The sequence below is a fragment of the Mesorhizobium sp. WSM4806 genome (assembly GCF_055811635.1).
The window spans coordinates 432,769-447,858 of the sequence record NZ_JBVVQZ010000003.1 but is presented as its reverse complement, the minus strand read 5'-3'; the positions used below and the strand labels follow the sequence as shown (position 1 = coordinate 447,858).

General features: G+C 60.1%; 14 protein-coding genes. 3 read left to right on the top strand and 11 right to left on the bottom strand.

Going from position 1 to position 15,090, the window contains the following annotated elements:
- Nucleotides 1–290: 290 nt before the first annotated feature.
- The 4 genes from AC0L2M_RS07595 to AC0L2M_RS07580 form a co-directional block, all read right to left on the bottom strand.
- Nucleotides 291–599, bottom strand: a complete 309-nt coding sequence (locus AC0L2M_RS07595; protein WP_128173318.1) for a twin-arginine translocation signal domain-containing protein — start codon at nt 597–599, stop codon at nt 291–293.
- Nucleotides 600–635: 36 nt separating this feature from the next.
- Complete coding sequence (locus AC0L2M_RS07590; protein WP_128173319.1) at nt 636–1,499, bottom strand: ferritin-like domain-containing protein; 864 nt, start codon at nt 1,497–1,499, stop codon at nt 636–638.
- A gap of 158 nt (nt 1,500–1,657) precedes the next feature.
- Nucleotides 1,658–2,380: an RNA polymerase sigma factor gene (locus AC0L2M_RS07585; protein WP_128173320.1), complete on the bottom strand. Its 723-nt coding sequence runs from the start codon at nt 2,378–2,380 to the stop codon at nt 1,658–1,660.
- 70 nt (nt 2,381–2,450) lie between these two features.
- The gene (locus AC0L2M_RS07580) at nt 2,451–3,530 is read right to left on the bottom strand and encodes a mechanosensitive ion channel family protein (RefSeq protein ID WP_128173321.1); all 1,080 of its coding nucleotides are present in this window, start codon (nt 3,528–3,530) and stop codon (nt 2,451–2,453) included.
- A gap of 714 nt (nt 3,531–4,244) precedes the next feature.
- On the opposite strand from AC0L2M_RS07580, the gene AC0L2M_RS07575 reads away from it, so the two are divergent.
- Both AC0L2M_RS07575 and AC0L2M_RS07570 read left to right on the top strand, forming a co-directional pair.
- Nucleotides 4,245–4,697 carry a YciI family protein gene (locus tag AC0L2M_RS07575; RefSeq protein WP_473534501.1) on the top strand — a complete coding sequence of 151 codons (453 nt, stop codon included), beginning with the start codon at nt 4,245–4,247 and terminating at the stop codon, nt 4,695–4,697.
- A 31-nt stretch (nt 4,698–4,728) separates the two neighbouring features.
- Nucleotides 4,729–6,003 carry an RNA polymerase sigma factor gene (locus AC0L2M_RS07570; RefSeq protein WP_473534484.1) on the top strand — a complete coding sequence of 425 codons (1,275 nt, stop codon included), beginning with the start codon at nt 4,729–4,731 and terminating at the stop codon, nt 6,001–6,003.
- A gap of 349 nt (nt 6,004–6,352) precedes the next feature.
- Here the strand turns inward: AC0L2M_RS07570 and AC0L2M_RS07565 are convergent, their stop codons facing one another.
- The 7 genes from AC0L2M_RS07565 to AC0L2M_RS07535 all read right to left on the bottom strand — a co-directional run bounded on the left by AC0L2M_RS07565 (nt 6,353) and on the right by AC0L2M_RS07535 (nt 14,053).
- Nucleotides 6,353–6,781, bottom strand: coding sequence for a YybH family protein (locus AC0L2M_RS07565; RefSeq protein ID WP_236377519.1), 429 nt, complete (start codon nt 6,779–6,781; stop codon nt 6,353–6,355).
- 461 nt (nt 6,782–7,242) lie between these two features.
- A complete protein-coding gene (locus AC0L2M_RS07560) occupies nt 7,243–8,895 on the bottom strand; it encodes an ABC transporter ATP-binding protein (RefSeq protein WP_023797727.1) in 1,653 nt (550 codons plus the stop codon).
- Nucleotides 8,885–9,769 (bottom strand): ABC transporter permease, encoded by an 885-nt coding sequence (locus AC0L2M_RS07555; RefSeq protein WP_023797726.1) that lies wholly within the window; start codon nt 9,767–9,769, stop codon nt 8,885–8,887. The genes AC0L2M_RS07560 and AC0L2M_RS07555 overlap by 11 nt, the downstream gene beginning before the upstream one ends.
- Nucleotides 9,766–10,812, bottom strand: coding sequence for an ABC transporter permease (locus AC0L2M_RS07550; protein WP_023797725.1), 1,047 nt, complete (start codon nt 10,810–10,812; stop codon nt 9,766–9,768). The genes AC0L2M_RS07555 and AC0L2M_RS07550 overlap by 4 nt, the downstream gene beginning before the upstream one ends.
- 72 nt (nt 10,813–10,884) lie before the next feature.
- Complete coding sequence (locus tag AC0L2M_RS07545; RefSeq protein WP_128166468.1) at nt 10,885–12,492, bottom strand: ABC transporter substrate-binding protein; 1,608 nt, start codon at nt 12,490–12,492, stop codon at nt 10,885–10,887.
- A 112-nt stretch (nt 12,493–12,604) separates the two neighbouring features.
- Nucleotides 12,605–12,958 carry a Rieske (2Fe-2S) protein gene (locus AC0L2M_RS07540; protein WP_023797723.1) on the bottom strand — a complete coding sequence of 118 codons (354 nt, stop codon included), beginning with the start codon at nt 12,956–12,958 and terminating at the stop codon, nt 12,605–12,607.
- 12 nt (nt 12,959–12,970) lie between these two features.
- Nucleotides 12,971–14,053, bottom strand: coding sequence for an amidohydrolase family protein (locus AC0L2M_RS07535; protein ID WP_031254382.1), 1,083 nt, complete (start codon nt 14,051–14,053; stop codon nt 12,971–12,973).
- Nucleotides 14,054–14,187: 134 nt separating this feature from the next.
- Between AC0L2M_RS07535 and AC0L2M_RS07530 the strand changes: the two genes are divergently transcribed.
- On the top strand, nt 14,188–15,045 hold the full coding sequence (locus AC0L2M_RS07530) for a LysR family transcriptional regulator (protein WP_473534483.1): 858 nt from the start codon (nt 14,188–14,190) through the stop codon (nt 15,043–15,045).
- Nucleotides 15,046–15,090 lie beyond the last annotated feature (45 nt).

Genomic DNA, 15,090 nt, shown 5'->3' with positions numbered 1-15,090 from the left:
ATAGCCATCGCCTGTGGCCCGCGGGTTCCTTCCTCGGGGACTTTCGTACGCCTGCCGGCGCCCGAAACTCTTCACGAAACCTGCCCTTCCGCTTTCGGGACGAAGTTACAGACAAGCGACCATTCCGCTGATCGACCCAATGCGGACGTTCGCTCTCCGAGAACGAATTCACGCCCATGACCCTAGGCACACGCCTTACCGCCGGCCGGCCAACGTCCGCTCTGGACGTGGAAGCTGACGTCGCGTTGCTCCCGCCAGAGACATAAGGCGGGAGACGGCAATTTGTTGCATCAAGCCGGCAGCGGCTCGTGGAAACGGCACCAGCCATTTGGGCTGATTGCACCGGCAACGATCTCGCACCCGTTTGGCTCTCGGAAGTGAGTACACCCACCGCAGCGTGGGCCACGATTTGGGGTGTCCTGGTACAGCGCCAGCGCCTTGGTTGTCTTTCCGGCCGCCATCGGTCCAGTCATACAGGCTGAAAGGCCGCCGGCGCTGGCAATCGCCGCACCGGTCACAGAGACTTTCAGGAAATTGCGGCGAGACAGCGCTCGGCTTGAAGCTGCCGATCCGTGGTTCACATCATCATCTTTACTCATGGTCTTTCTCCAAGAGCAGCCCTCGTCGCAGTTGGCTCAGGTGCTCTTGAGCGTGCCGTTCATCCCTTCCGGATAAAAGCCGCCCTTGCTCACTCCGTCCTTGTCGCTGAGATAGACGATCCGGAGCACCTCCTGTGGCGTTCTGGTGAAGGCGATCGCATCGGGCGTCGACGGAACGATGTTTGCTTTTCCGTCCACCTGGATTCCCTGGTCCTTGTCTTCCGATCCGTCGATTTTGTCGCGGGCATCGGAGACGGCGTTGGCGGCCTTCCAGGCTTCCTCTCCCTTCCGGTATAGCGTCGATCGCGCCATTCCCATGTGGTAGGCCTCGACCGCCAGGATGCCTGCGGCGGCGGCGAGGAAGTCCTTGTTTTTCAGAACTGTCGCAGCACCGGCATAGGCGGTGACGCCGACATCCTCGAACAACATCCCGCCGAGAACGAAGTTCGTTTCGTTGCCGAAGGGGTCGAAGTCCGCACCGAGACCAGCTGCCTCCGCAACCGCCTTGAACCCCGCATCGAAATCGATCGCCGGCCGGTCGACGGCGTTGGCTCCAAGCGTCTTGCGGTAGAAGCGAACGTGCGCGAGTTCGTTTTCGGCGACTTCCTGCATGAATTCGCCGATGGCGGGCGTCTCGAAGGAGACTTGCTTGCCGCCAACGACGTCACCTGGTTTCGAACCGGCATCGGCTGCGTCGATGCCTTTTCCGGTGGTGCCGCGGAGGTAGTATTCAGCCTCCATATATTCGAGGTTGAGCGCAAAGCGGAAAATGTCCTCGTCCGATATGTCCTGTGCCAATACCGGAGAAGACCGTGCGATTCCGCCGAGTGCCGCTCCGGCACCGAGTACGACAAGTCCCTGAAGCGACTGACGCCGGGATAGGTGAAGTGCGCCCTGCATGGCGGTCTCCTATGTTTGTTGATTCAACGCCGCTGTCAGCACCGCGGCGCCGAGTGCATTTGCCTGATGATTAGATGGTCCGGGCCGCCAAAATATTCCCGCGTCCCGCTACAACATCCCCGCGAAAGGAGCCGGCGTAATCTCGGCATGGACGGCGTCTACGTGCGCTCAGTCGCCGTGTTCAACGGATGAGTATCCTTTCGAACCAGGCGGATTGCGAGCCGGTCTAAGACTGATTGCGCGAGGCGGTCACAACGGGCGCCAGCGAAGAGAAACGTATCCGTGAACACGGTGGCGAGCTTTTCCCGCAGCGCCTCGCGGAGCAGCCGGCGTGCGCGATAAAGACGGGTGCTCACCGTCTGAGGTCGCAATGCCAAGAGAAAAGCCGTTTCCTCAATGCTCATTTCCTCGACGTCTCGCATGACAAAGACGATGCGAAAGGGCTCTGGCAAGCCACCGACGGCTCGCTCCAGGAGGTTGCGGATTTCAGCGAGAGCGGCCGCCTCTTCGGGATCAGGCTTGTGGGCGCTGAACGGAGCGACCATGCCCTCGATGGCTTTCACGTCGACGGTGGGCCGCCTTTTCCGGCGGCGTCCCAGCGCCTCATTCAGCGCGATCCGGGTGAGCCAGGTCGACAGCTGCGCCTCCGCGCGGAATTCGGCCAGATGGGTGAAGGCGTGGATATAGGTCTCCTGAAGTACGTCCTCGGCCTCGGTGTCGTCGTTCAGGACGGCGCGGGCGACCCGGTGAAGCCGCTGATTGTGACGCTTGATGATTAACCAGAATGCGGCGGGGTCACGCTGTCGCGCGTGTTCAACCAGCCCCGCGTCGTCAAGGTCCTCGATCCTCACTGCCTCGGTGGATCCGGTCGGCTTCATCATAGGCGCTCCAGATGCATCAGCCTGCCGCGATGCGGGCGGGGTGGCTCCGCGCGGCGTGGCCTGAGGAAGTTCACCTCAAATTGCTCTTCGGAAACAGCACGCGATCGGGTTTTGCATTCATTCGCGCCAGCATTTCCTTGATCAAGCGTGTTTTGGTGCGCCCCGCTTCCTTCGGCGGCACGAGGTAACGCACGATGGCCTCGAGCCAGGTGTTTTCACTGACGCGAAAATGAACCACGGGATGCTCCTTCACTTCGAGTTCGTCCACCGGCGTTTGCGACAGGATGTGCTTATAGACCTTCACCTTCTGGCTCATGATGTCGCCGATCTGCTCGTCGACGACCTCTCTCATGGTTTTCGCTACGAATTCCAGATCGCTTTCATAAGCGAGCTGGAACTTGATTTCATTCCAGACATAGGGAAACAGCGGCCAGGAATAGTTGAAGACCGGCGTGTCAAACACGGTGGAGTTCGGAAACTTGATGACGCGTCCGCTCGGATGATCGGTCCAAAGATGTTCGCCGCCGAATTCCCATAATGTCGTGTCGAGATAGCTGACATCAATGACATCGCCATGGGCATCGCCGATGCGAATGCGGTCGCCAACGCGATAAGGCGCCCTGGCCAAAATATAAATCCACGCGATGAAACTGGAGATCGGCATTTGCAGGGCAAAGCCGAGAATCAGTGAAATCAGGCCGAGTGAAACAACCGCAGTGTACCAGTTCACAAATAAGACTGAAATGGCCACGAAGACGATGGCGACGACGACGACTAATCGAAAAATGCGTTGCAAGTTGAAGCGCGAAACACGATTGGGAATTCGGCCAATGAGAAAGACTTCGATAACATTCGCAACGGTCAGCATAACGAAAATGAGAAGGCCGCCCCTGACGTAGTTCAGCACGCGAACGCGCAAAGGCGCGTCAAGCCATTCTAAGCGCCAATTGATCAGGACTTGGATGCCAAAAAGCAGCAAGGCAGCGGCAGCGAAACCAACCGTCCACCAGACGTCTTCCTTGCGTAGGCTGAAGCGGAATTTTTCCTCGGGCTTTTTCGCCTTCTGTTCCATAGTTTTTGGGTCAGCAGTCTGTTGCGCGGCCCGTTCGAGTCGGGAAAGGTTCTCCTGTTTCTTGGCGCGCGGTTCCATGGGTTCACCTCCCGATGTGGCCATCAACACCCAGCCAGTGCCTTCTCGTTCCTCGACGGCGGCATTCCGGCAAACGACCCAACGTCAGTCGCTGACTGGCTCCCTGCCGGTCCCCGACAGCTGGCCTTCATTCCGGCGGGCCCGTCTTTGGTGAAATAGGGCGGCAAGCACGTCGCCACCATATTCGGCAAGTGCCTTATAGCCCAATCCGAAATTAAGTTGAATTTGGTATCAGCAGCTCCCCGATAGCTCACCGGTAGAGATCTCGACTGTTCATCAAGCGGCCGTTGGTTCGAATGCAACTCAGCCTTCATCGGCCGGCGCGTTTCTTGCGTGAGGCGGACTTCGCTCCTGCGGCGGGATCATGCCGGCGGATAGCCGCCAATCCATTGGATTGCACGTATTGACTCGAGCCCATCACAACGACTGAGCGAAAGGCGGGATTCGGGATCGAGCTGAGCGTCGACGAACGGCTGAGATTAGGCGCGTTGCTGCCATTCGCAACGCCGAGAATGAAGGTCTCGAATGGGTCAGAACCGACCGTTAAATTGACGGACGTCCAACGGCGGAAGTCGAGCCCTTGGCGGAAGTTAGTACCAGCCTCCTAGGCGCCAAAATAACGCGGCAACGGAACTCACGACGTTGGACGTTAGATGGGGTTGGTCAATCGACCCTGTTCACTCGCCCATCGTCTTTAGAGCCCGGGCGTGATTTATTCAAAGCGCATGTCGATCCGCCGGGGGCTGGTTCGTCGACTTATTAGCGAGACTGTTCAGCGGCCACCACGTCCGCGGCTCGCCTCAGGAGGAGTTCTCAAATGCGCTTCATGTCGTTCGTCACTTCCGCCCACGCCGGACCGCCAACGGCGGAACTCATCGAGGCGATGAACAAGCTCGCCGACCGGGAAATCAAGGCCGGCCGCATGGTCGACATGGGCGGGCTCACGCCGGTCGCGATGGGCGCGCAGGTGCGCATCGCCGAGGGAAGCTCAGCGTCATCGATGGCCCGTTCGTCGAGGCGAAGGAGGTCATCGGCGGCTACGCGATCATGGAGTTCCGGAACAAGGAAGAGGCTGTGGCATCGGCGGTCGAGTTCATGCAGCTCCACAAGGATTTCATGCCGGATTGGGAGGGCACGTGCGAGGTCCGCGCGTTTGCCGGCCCTTGAGGCGACGTTCCTGCAGACGCGGTCGGCGGCCATGACGGTCGCCGACGCCCATCGCACGATCCTCGCCGTGTGGCGGATCGAGCAGCCCCGGCTGATCACCAGTCTGGCGAGGATGCTGCGCGATGTGCCGTTGGCCGAGGATTTGACGCAGGAAGCCCTGCTGGCCGCCCTTGAGTGGTGGCCCGCCACAGGCGTTCCGGAAAAACCCGGCGCCTGGCTGATGGCGACCGCCAAGCGCCGGGCCCTGGATCATCTGCGCCGCAGCCGGATGCTCGAGCGCAAGCACGACATTATCGCCTGGGATATGGAGGAGGAGCAGCAGGCCATGCCCGACCTCGACTCGGCCCTGGACGACGACATAGGCGATGAACTGCTTCGGCTCATCTTCACCGCCTGTCACCCGCGACTATCGCGCGAGGCGCGCGCGGCGCTGGCACTGCGGATGATCTGCGGCCTGACAACACAGGAGATCGCCAGGGCCTTCCTGCTGCCGGAGGCGACAATCGCCCAGCGCATCGTGCGCGCGAAGCGGACTCTTTCGGAATCGGGGCTGGCCTACGAGACCCCAAGCGGCGAGGAGCTCTCAAAGCGGCTCTCCTCGGTGCTGGAGGTCGTCTACCTCATCTTCAACGAAGGCTACACCGCGGCGAGCGGCGAGGACTGGCTGCGCCCCCAGCTCTGCAATGAAGCGCTTCGCATGGGCCGCGGGCTCACCTCCATCGTGCCGCACGAGCCCGAAGCCCATGGACTGCTCGCTCTGATGAAGCTGAACGCCTCGCGCACGGCGGCGCGTACTGATGCAGGGGGCGAGCCAATCCTCATGCTGGACCAGAACCGCGCACTCTGGGACCAGCTCCAGATCCGGCGCGGGATGCAGGCGCTCGGGCGAGCACGCGAATTAGGCGGAGCCGGCGGCATTTACGTCCTCCAGGCGACGATTATCGCCTGCCACGCCCAGGCGAGGACAGCGGGCGATACCGACTGGTCGCGCATCGCCGGACTTTATGCGGAACTGGCGGCTGTCGTGCGCTCGCCAATCATTGGCCTCAACCGCGCGGTTGCCGTCGGCATGGCCGAGGGGCCAGAAGTGGCGCTGGCGATCGTAGACCGCCTTGCGCGCGAGCCGGCGCTCAAAGGCTATCACCTGCTGCCGAGCGTTCGCGGCGACCTCCTCCACAAGCTCGGCCGCTACGAGGAGGCGCGCGCCGCGTTCGAAGCAGCCGCGGCGCTGGCGGGCAACAGGCGGGAACATGCCCTGTTGAGGCGGCGCGCCGCCGAGGCGGCCGACGCAGCGATGTCATCATAATCCCTGATCAGACAAGGACATGATCGACCCAGGATCGACTGCTTCCGGGCATTTGTCATTTTCCTGCAAGATCTGACTTGGATATCGCGGAACGTCCGCTGTCCCACCCGGCCCGAACTTCCAAGGTGAAACGGCAGCTTAGGGTCAGAACCGCTGGTTGCGCTCAATGTGCGATTTTGGGAACGGATATAGGCTCCCGAACGCTTCTGACATTCAGCCTCTAAGCCGCAAGTCCGCCAACGGCCGCAAGGCTGACTGTCAGCAACGCGCCGCCAAATCGACCGTTCAACTACGAACCCTTGCCGCGTGAAAGCCGACATCCCTGTTGAGGACGTTAGGCGTTCCGGAACTACGGCAAGAGATCCGTCACAGCGCGCCCACTTCCGTCCATTGCCATAGGGAAGCTGGCATGTTCGTGGATGATTTTCCAAGAACCGGCGATGCGCCTTAGCACGATGGTTCGCCGGCTCCAGGAGTCGACCTTTGTGCCATCGGTCTTGATGCCAGTCATGCGCGACAGCCCGAAGGCCACTGCAAGATCGCCGTCGATCATGAGCTGCGGGTCAGCCATGTGAACGGTGACGCCGTTGCGCCAAGTTGCAAACCAAGCATTTATCCCTTCGATGTCGCGTGCCTGTTCGCCTCGATAGGCAAGCGGCGGCGGCAGATCGAAAACCACGACATCCGGGTCCATGGCATCGACGTTGGCGCGGGCGTCCCCCTTGGCAGTTGCGTCTTCCTGGCCCCGGATGACAGACAAGACTTCCTTTTCAGACATATCGTTGCTCCTTCATTTTCTGGAACGACGAGGCCGGGGCGATCAATCCGACATCGACACCATTCGTAACAAATATGGCCGGTCCTAGCTGCTGTTGCATCGTGGCATCATCGGGGCTCTAGTGGCCCACCACGAGTGCCAATACGACTAAGAGCCCGACCAGCAAGATGGCTGGTCGAACGACATCAACCGCGGCGGGTTGGGGCATGGCGGGTGGCGTCTTTAGTTCCAGCTGAGTTATCAACGCGGCATGAGACTTTCGATCATTGGCCCCACTCGTGCACCGGCAGCATGCCGCGTGGTTCACGAGTTAGCCGGCGTGGATCGCCTCACTTCGACCATTGAGATGGCCGTTGCTACTGCCTGAAAGCAGACATTGTTGCGACCATTCTGGACGTCGCGGTTGCGGCATAACCGACGTTCGCGCGAGAACTGGAGCCAAGCGGTCAATACGTTGGGATTCAGTTCGCCGCGCCGACCCGCTTGCGCTCCCGGGTTTCCAGCAGCTTCGTCAGCCAGTCTGGATCCATCTCCGGCACGGAGGAGAGAAGCAGTTCGGTATACGGAGCATGCGGCGGCGTCAGGATTTCGGTCTTGAGCCCCTGCTCGACGACTTTGCCTTGATGCATGACGACAATTTCGTCTGCGATTGCCCGCACCGTCGCGATGTCGTGCGTGATGAAAATGTAGCTGACTCCGAATTCTTGTTGGAGCCGCATAAGAAGCTTCAGGATCTCTTCCTGTACGATCTGGTCGAGGGCCGAGGTCACCTCGTCGCAGATGATGAGCTCCGGATTAGCAGCCAGCGCCCGGGCAATGCAGATGCGCTGCTTCTGACCGCCCGAGAGTTCGCCCGGCAAACGGTCGAGGAAGCTTTCGTCCATCTCGATCATGTGCATGAGTTCGCCAACGCGGCGGTCGCACGCCGCCCCTTTGAGGCCGAGATAGAACTCGAGTGGCCGGGAGATGACCTCCTCGACGGTCTGACGCGGATTGAGCGCGTTGTCAGGCATCTGATAGATCATCTGGATGCGGCGCAGAATGTCTTTGGGCCTCTCTTTCAGTGTTCTTGGCAAACGATGCCCCGCAAATGAGATCGAGCCCGAGACCGGCGGCAGCAGGCCGGTGATGACGCGGGCGAGCGTTGATTTACCGGAACCAGATTCACCGACGACCGCTACCGTCCGTCCGCGCGGCACCTTGATCGATACATCCTGCAGAACCTTGACTTTCCCTGCGTAGGCGGCGGTGATGTTATCGATCGTGAGCAGATGGTCCGCGGCCGGCACTTCGGGTTTGGCTAGCTTTCGCACCGCCCAGAGCGTCCTCGTATAGTCTTCGGCCGGCGCCGCAAGCATCTGGCGTGTTTCGGCCTCCTCCACAGTACGGCCATGGCGCAGAACCATGATCCGGTCCGCCATCTGCGCAACCACCGCCAGATCATGCGTGACGTAGATCGCGGCAGTGTTGAACTCTTCGACAATCTTGCGGATCGAGGCGAGGACCTCCACCTGTGTGGTCACGTCGAGCGCCGTCGTCGGCTCGTCGAAGATGATCAGGTCGGGCCGGCAGGCCATCGCCATCGCGGTCATTGCCCGCTGCAACTGCCCTCCGGAGACCTGGTGAGGATAGCGGAAGCCGATGCTGTCCGGATCCGGCAGGTGAAGACGCCGGTAAAGTTCGATGGCATCCCGATTCGCTGCCTCGCGACTGGCGATCCCGTGCGCCACGACCGTTTCGACGGTCTGATCGAGGAGCCGGTGGGCCGGGTTGAAGGAGGCGGCCGCGCTTTGCGCGACATAGGCGATGCGCGAGCCTCTGAGCCGCCGCCGTGCGGTTTCGCTCATGGCGAGGAGGTCGATCCCGTCGAACAGGATCGATCCTTGCGTTATCCGGCAACCTGGCTTGGCATATCCCATCGCGGCAAGCCCAATGGTGGATTTTCCGGCGCCGGACTCGCCTATGAGGCCGAGAACCTCACCGCGCTTTAGCGAGAGATCCACACCGCGAACGATCGGGTGCCAGCGCTCGTCGGAAAACCCTTCGACGTGAAGGTCGCGAACGCTGAGGAGTTTCGTTCCCTTTTCGCGTGGGCCAGAATCCTTACTTTTCATCGCGCAACCCGCTTGTCGTGTGCAGGAACCAATCGACAACGAAATTCACAGAAACCGTGAGAAGGGCGATCGCGCCTGCCGGCAAGAGCGGAGTAATGTCGCCATAGGTGATGAGGGTGGCGTTTTCCCGCACCATCGAGCCCCAGTCGGCTGTCGGGGGCTGGATGCCGACGCCGAGAAAGGAGAGCGCGGCGATGGTGAGGAAAACGAAACAGAAGCGCAGACCGAATTCCGCGATCAGCGGCGGCAGCACGTTGGGCAGGATCTCCTTAGTCAGAATCCATCTCGGCCCTTCGCCACGCAGTTGCGCGGCTTCGACATATTCCATGACGGCAACATTCAGCCCGACCGCACGCGCCAGCCGAAATACGCGGGTTGAATCGAGCAGGGCGATGATGAGGATCAGGCTGGTGACCGAGGAACCGAAGATGGATAGCAACACCAGCGCGAAGATGAGGCTCGGGATCGACATCAGCACGTCTACCGCGCGTGACAAAATTTGGTCGAGCCAACCCCGGTACATCGCGGCCAGCAAGCCTAGAGTGACGCCGACCGCGAAGGACAGAAGCGTAGTCGCGAGAGCGATGCCGACCGTATTGCGCGCGCCATAGATCAGCCGGGTGAGCACGTCGCGGCCGAGTTGGTCGGTCCCGACGATGAATTCCTGGCTCCAGGGCGCGAAGGCTTCGCTGAAAACCTGCGTTTCCCCGTAGGGCGCTATCCAGGGCGCCGACAGCGCGACGAAGACATAGCCAAGGATGACCACGATGCCGAACCAGGCGCTGAAGGGAGCCTTTCTGAGTGCGGTTTTTACCCGCGAGGCGCGCGTGCGCCTTTGTCTCGGAACCGCCACGGCGTGTTCGATACTGGTCATCGCGGGTGCAAAAGCCTCGGATTGGTGGCGATGGAAATGATGTCGGCGGTCAGGTTGAGCAGGATGTAGGTTGCCGCGAAAATCAAGGCGCAGGCTTGCACGACCGGAACATCCCTCGACTTCACCGCATCGACCATCAATTGGCCGATGCCGGGATAGACGAACACTACCTCGACCACGACCACGCCGACGATGAGATAAGCGAGGTTGAAAGCAATTACCGTGACGATGGGCGCCCAGGCATTAGGCAGGGCGTGTCTGAGGACGATTGCCATTGGCGACATTCCCTTGAGCCGCGCCATGTCGATATAGGGGCTTGCCAGCATGTTGATAATCGCCGCTCGCGTCATACGCATCATATGGGCAACAATCACCAGCGTCAGGGTGATGGACGGCAGCGCTGCGCGCCAGACGTGCTCCCAGAACGGCGTTTGGTCGCTGATATTCGCCAGTGTCGGAAATTTGGGAACCAGGTTCAGGACCCAGTTGATCGAAGACGCGAGCCACTCGGGTAGGGATTGTGCAAATTCGGTTCCGATGAACGTGTCGCGCGAGATGATGAGATAGGCCAGCATATAGGCGACGAAGAATTCGGGGAACGAAATCGTCGTCAGCGTCACCGTGTTCACCACACGGTCGAACCAGCTGTTGCGATAGAGAGCGGCGAGAATGCCGAGTCCCAGCGCGAGAGGGACCGCTATAAGGGCGGTCATCACGGCGAGGAACATCGTGTTGTAGAGCCGGGGCGCAATGATCTCGGCGACCGTGCGCCGGTAGCCGGTGCGGCTTGCGAAGGAAGAGCCGAAATCCCCCTGCACGATCTGTCCGACCCAGGCGAAATAGCGCTCGACCGGCGGACGATCGATGCCGATCTCGCGCTGGAAGGCAGCGACCGTCTCGGGCGTCGCAGATTGCCCAAGCATCGCCTTGGCGAAATCGCCCGGAAGCATGGCAATCGCCGAAAATATGATGATCGAGACGATGAAGAGCGTGATCAGGCCAAGGCCCAGGCGCTGCAGAACCGTTCTAACGACCGGGTTCATGGACGGTACCTTCGAGCCTTTCCCCTGAAAACAGCGAACCGCCCGCGCCGCGGGCAGTTCGCCTGGCGAACGTCACGCGGTGGCTATCCACCAGCGCTCGGCCATCTTCAGTCCGTCATTCTCCCAGTTCGGCGCCACCTCGCCATGCGCCAGTTTCTTGGACTTGGCGCTGACAAAATTGTTGAATACCAGGACGATGGCGCCGCCGTCGTCATGCGTCAACTGCTGCATTTCTGCATACATCGCGGAGCGCTTGGCCTCGTCGGTCTCCGCGCGTGCCTGGATCAGCAGTTCGTTAAAGCGAGGATTTTTCCAGAACGTGTCGTTCCAGCTGGAATCGGCCGAGTAGGCCTGCGTGAACATCCAGTCGGCCGTTGCACGACCGCTCCAATAGGAGGCGCACCACGGTTTCTTGAGCCAGACATTGTCCCAATAGGCGTCCTCGGCCTCGCGCACCACATTGACATCGATGCCGCATTGGGCCGCCGTCTCGCGGATGAGGGCGGCTGCGTCCACGGCGCCGGCGAAAGCGGCGTCGGCGACGGAAAGGTCGACCTTGAGATTTTCGATTCCCGCTTTTTTCAGATGGAAGCGCGCCTTTTCCGGATCGAACTTGTGCTGCGGCTCCGGATTGATGGCGAACTTGATCGCCGGTGCGATCGGGTTGTCATTTCCGACGGTTGCATGGCCAAGGAAGATCTTCTGCGCGATTTCCTCGCGATCGATGGCCCATTTCAACGCCATGCGCACATCGGGGTTGTCGAATGGCGCCACCGTCACGTTCATCGGCAGCGTGTAATGGCCGTATCCGGTGACCTCGAGGATTTCGATATTCGGCTTGCGCTTCAGCATACCGAGCGTTTTCAGGTCGGCGCGGCCGATATAATCCACCTCGCCGGTTGACAGCGCCGCCATACGCGCTGCGAGGTCCGTGATGGCGATAAACTCCACCTCGTCAAAATAGGGTTTGCCGTTCTTGAAGTAGTTGGGATTGCGCTTGAGCTTGGCCGAGACGCCGGGCTGAAAGTTCTCAAGCACGAAGGCACCGGTCCGGACGCCCGATTCCCAGTCCGCCTTTCCGTCCTTGGCAGGCATGACGACAAGGTGATAGTCGCTCATGATATAGGGAAAGTCTGCATTGCCGCTGTTTAGTTTAAAAACGATCGTTTCCGGACCGTCCGCCTTGATATTGGTCACCGATTCCAGCAGCGACTTCGCCGCCGATTTGGTGTCGACTCCCATGTGGTATTGCATCGAGGCGACCACGTCGTCCGCTGTTACGGTCTTGCCGTTGTGGAAGGTCGCACCTTTGCGCAGCTTGAAGACCCATGTCGTCGCGTCGTCCGAGGTCTCGAAGCTCTCGGCAAGGTCCGGTTGGATGCTGCCTTTCGCGTCGACCTCGGTCAGGCTGTTGGACATGGCACCCGAAAAGGCGGTTTGCGTGAAGGTGTCGAGATAGCCGGCCGGATCGATCGAATCCGTCGTCGCGCCATGTGCCATGCCGAGCTTGGCGAAGCCGCCCCGCTGCGGTTCCGCCCGCGCCACGGTCACGAAGAGCTTGTCGCCGGCGGCGACCGTCAGGCCGGCCGCCAGCCCGAGCTGGATGAAATCACGGCGCGAAACCTTGCCGCGGCCGATCAGGTTTTGCGCCAGGCGGAGTTTATATTCAGATTCTGACACTGCTTCCTCCCATTGCGGATTTCCCGCATTCTTGTTGTTGGCATTATCGAGCAGATCTGGCGGATTCAGCCGATTTGCCTCCTTTCGATTTTCAGCGTTTTCGACACAAATCTTACGCCGTTACATAGATTTCACCAGCTTCCACCGTGACCGGGAATGTTCGGGCACGTACGCCCGGATCGACCAGGGCCGCACCGGTTTTTATGTCGAATTCCCAACCGTGCCAGGCGCAGCGCACGATCTCGTTCTCGCGGTGATAGATGAACTGCGCTTGGTCGACCGGCGCCGTGGTTCCGCATTGCGGTCCCTCGCAAAGCGGAGCGCCTCGGTGCGGACAAACGTTCAGCAAGGCATGGAATGAATCTCCGATGCGGAAAACCCCGACTGAAAGGCTGCGGATTTTAGCGATGTAGGGAGTTCCGGTCTCGATTTCGTCGACCCGGCAAATGTATGTTTTCTCAGCCATTGTCTGCTCCCGTCAGGCGGCATTAGCCGCTTGCGTGCGGGGAATGCGTTTATAGACCTCGAGCGCATTCAACCCCATGATCTTGCTCCTCCAGGCAGGCGGGATGTGCAGCGTGTTGGCATCGTCATAATCCCAATGCGGGTAGTCGGAGGCAAACATCAGCGTGTTCTCGCCGTCCATCGCTTCGAGAGTGGACCAGAGATGCTGTATGTTCGCGGGCTGCTCCAGCGGCTGCGTGGAAAAGCGGATATTGCGCCGGCAATACTCCGAGGGCAGCATCTTCAGCCACGGCGTTTCCTTGCGCAGCGCTTTGTAATCTGCGTCCAGACGCCATAATACCGATGGAACCCAGGCCACACCGCACTCGATGATCACGAAATACAGGTCCGGCCATTTTTCGAAAACGCCATGCGCGATCATGCTTGCCACATGCGACAAGGCCGACATGTGAAGAATAGCGTGCGTCTCCCAGAAGAAGGTCGTGGGAGCCGGTGCCACCGCGTTCCAGTTGATGCCGCCATGGCCGCCCAGGTGGATCGCGAATGGCAGCCCGACTTCGGCGCAAGCCTCGAAAATGGGATGGTAGAACGGATCACCGTAGGGTTTGACCGAGCCCTGGGAGGCCAGAACCTGCACCATACGCGGATGGTTGCCGAGGCGGCGGATCTCGGCTGCTGCGAGCTTCGGATCCTGCGGCGCGATGATGATGGAGCCCATAAAACGACTGTCTTTGGGAAGCCATTCGGCGATTTGGTAGTCGTTATAGGCGCTGACCAGTGCACTTGCGTAATAGGGATTGGCCAGCGTGGAGGCTTCGATCGGCTCGTCGCCGGTGAGGATAGCGGCTCCGACATTGTATTTGTCGAGGTGCTTTTCTTTCATGACGAGATAGTTGTCGGCCTCCGTCTCGGGCCTGACGTCCTTCCGGGAGAAATCCTGCGGGTGAAACCACGGACGGTGACCGTGGGGGAAGGCGCCTCTCGGACCAGTTTTTTCGCCTTCTGTGAACATGTCTTTCCAGACGCCGGAAAGATATGGCTCGAGCACCGTAGCGCTCGACCAGTAATTGTGACAATCGCAATCGACTATGAACACCCTAACCAACTCCCCTGGCGCGGCAGGCCGGCTAACCCAGCCGGCTTCTTCAACCGCAGCTTCCGCCTTGGGAATTATTTGATCAAGCTTGTGATCTGAGGTAATACGATCGGATTTTTCGATCGCGAGGCCACATGCAGCTGGATCACATTGAGACCTTTCTCGACATTATGGAGTCGCGAAATTTCAACCGTACGGCCGATCGTCTTGGGGTTACGCAGTCGACGGTCAGTACCCGCATCAGGAACCTAGAGCAGGCCATCGGTTCGGAGCTCTTCCTGAGGGGACGCGCCGGCGCCGAACCGACCGCGGCGGGGCGACGTTTCGAAGCCTATGCGCGCGCGATGCTGTCGACATGGTCTCAGGCCCGCCATGACGTTCGGGCATTCAACCGGTTCGAGGGCACCTTGCGCGTCGCTGCGCAGGTCGGGATGACGCGATCGATATTGCCGGGTTGGGTGGAAACTCTGTTCCAGGTGCTGCCGAAATCGTCAATTCACGTAGAGTCCGACTACTCGCCGCAGATGATTTCCGACTTGAGCTTGGGAAACCTCGATATTGCTGTGGTTTACGCGCCCCGATACCTCCCTGAAATCTCCTACGATCCTCTCATGGTTGAAGAATATGTGATGGTGTCTACGACGGCCAGGATCCTGTCGGAGGTCAACGCGGATATGTACATCCGGCCGGGCTACACGGTCGCGCTTGAAAAAACCCACGCCGAGGCGCTGCCGCAATTGGCGATAGGCCGTCTTTCGATGGGCTCGGAAACCCTCGCCGAAGCGATGCTGCGGCGCATGGGTGGCACTTGCTATATGCGCAGTGACGATGCTCGGCGGTATACCGCCGAGCGGCCGTCTTTTGTGGTCGAGGGCGCGCCCGCGCTTCAGCAGCCGGTTCACACCGCTATTTTGGCGCGCCGCAAGCACGAGCCGATCATCCGTAGAGGGATTCGCGCGCTCCATCTGGCCGTTATGTCCATGGAAAGCTAGATCGAAATATCCGATTGTAAAGCCGACATCTGCCGCTTTTTTGAA

Excerpts from the sequence above, each read along its gene's own strand:
- AC0L2M_RS07595 (WP_128173318.1), bottom strand. The coding sequence starts at position 599 with ATGAGTAAAGATGATGATGTGAACCACGGATCGGCAGCTTCAAGCCGA.
- AC0L2M_RS07590 (WP_128173319.1), bottom strand. The coding sequence starts at position 1,499 with ATGCAGGGCGCACTTCACCTATCCCGGCGTCAGTCGCTTCAGGGACTT.
- AC0L2M_RS07585 (WP_128173320.1), bottom strand. The coding sequence starts at position 2,380 with ATGATGAAGCCGACCGGATCCACCGAGGCAGTGAGGATCGAGGACCTT.
- AC0L2M_RS07580 (WP_128173321.1), bottom strand. The coding sequence starts at position 3,530 with ATGGAACCGCGCGCCAAGAAACAGGAGAACCTTTCCCGACTCGAACGG.
- AC0L2M_RS07570 (WP_473534484.1), top strand. The coding sequence starts at position 4,729 with ATGACGGTCGCCGACGCCCATCGCACGATCCTCGCCGTGTGGCGGATC.
- AC0L2M_RS07565 (WP_236377519.1), bottom strand. The coding sequence starts at position 6,781 with ATGTCTGAAAAGGAAGTCTTGTCTGTCATCCGGGGCCAGGAAGACGCA.
- AC0L2M_RS07560 (WP_023797727.1), bottom strand. The coding sequence starts at position 8,895 with ATGAAAAGTAAGGATTCTGGCCCACGCGAAAAGGGAACGAAACTCCTC.
- AC0L2M_RS07555 (WP_023797726.1), bottom strand. The coding sequence starts at position 9,769 with ATGACCAGTATCGAACACGCCGTGGCGGTTCCGAGACAAAGGCGCACG.
- AC0L2M_RS07550 (WP_023797725.1), bottom strand. The coding sequence starts at position 10,812 with ATGAACCCGGTCGTTAGAACGGTTCTGCAGCGCCTGGGCCTTGGCCTG.
- AC0L2M_RS07540 (WP_023797723.1), bottom strand. The coding sequence starts at position 12,958 with ATGGCTGAGAAAACATACATTTGCCGGGTCGACGAAATCGAGACCGGA.
- AC0L2M_RS07530 (WP_473534483.1), top strand. The coding sequence starts at position 14,188 with ATGCAGCTGGATCACATTGAGACCTTTCTCGACATTATGGAGTCGCGA.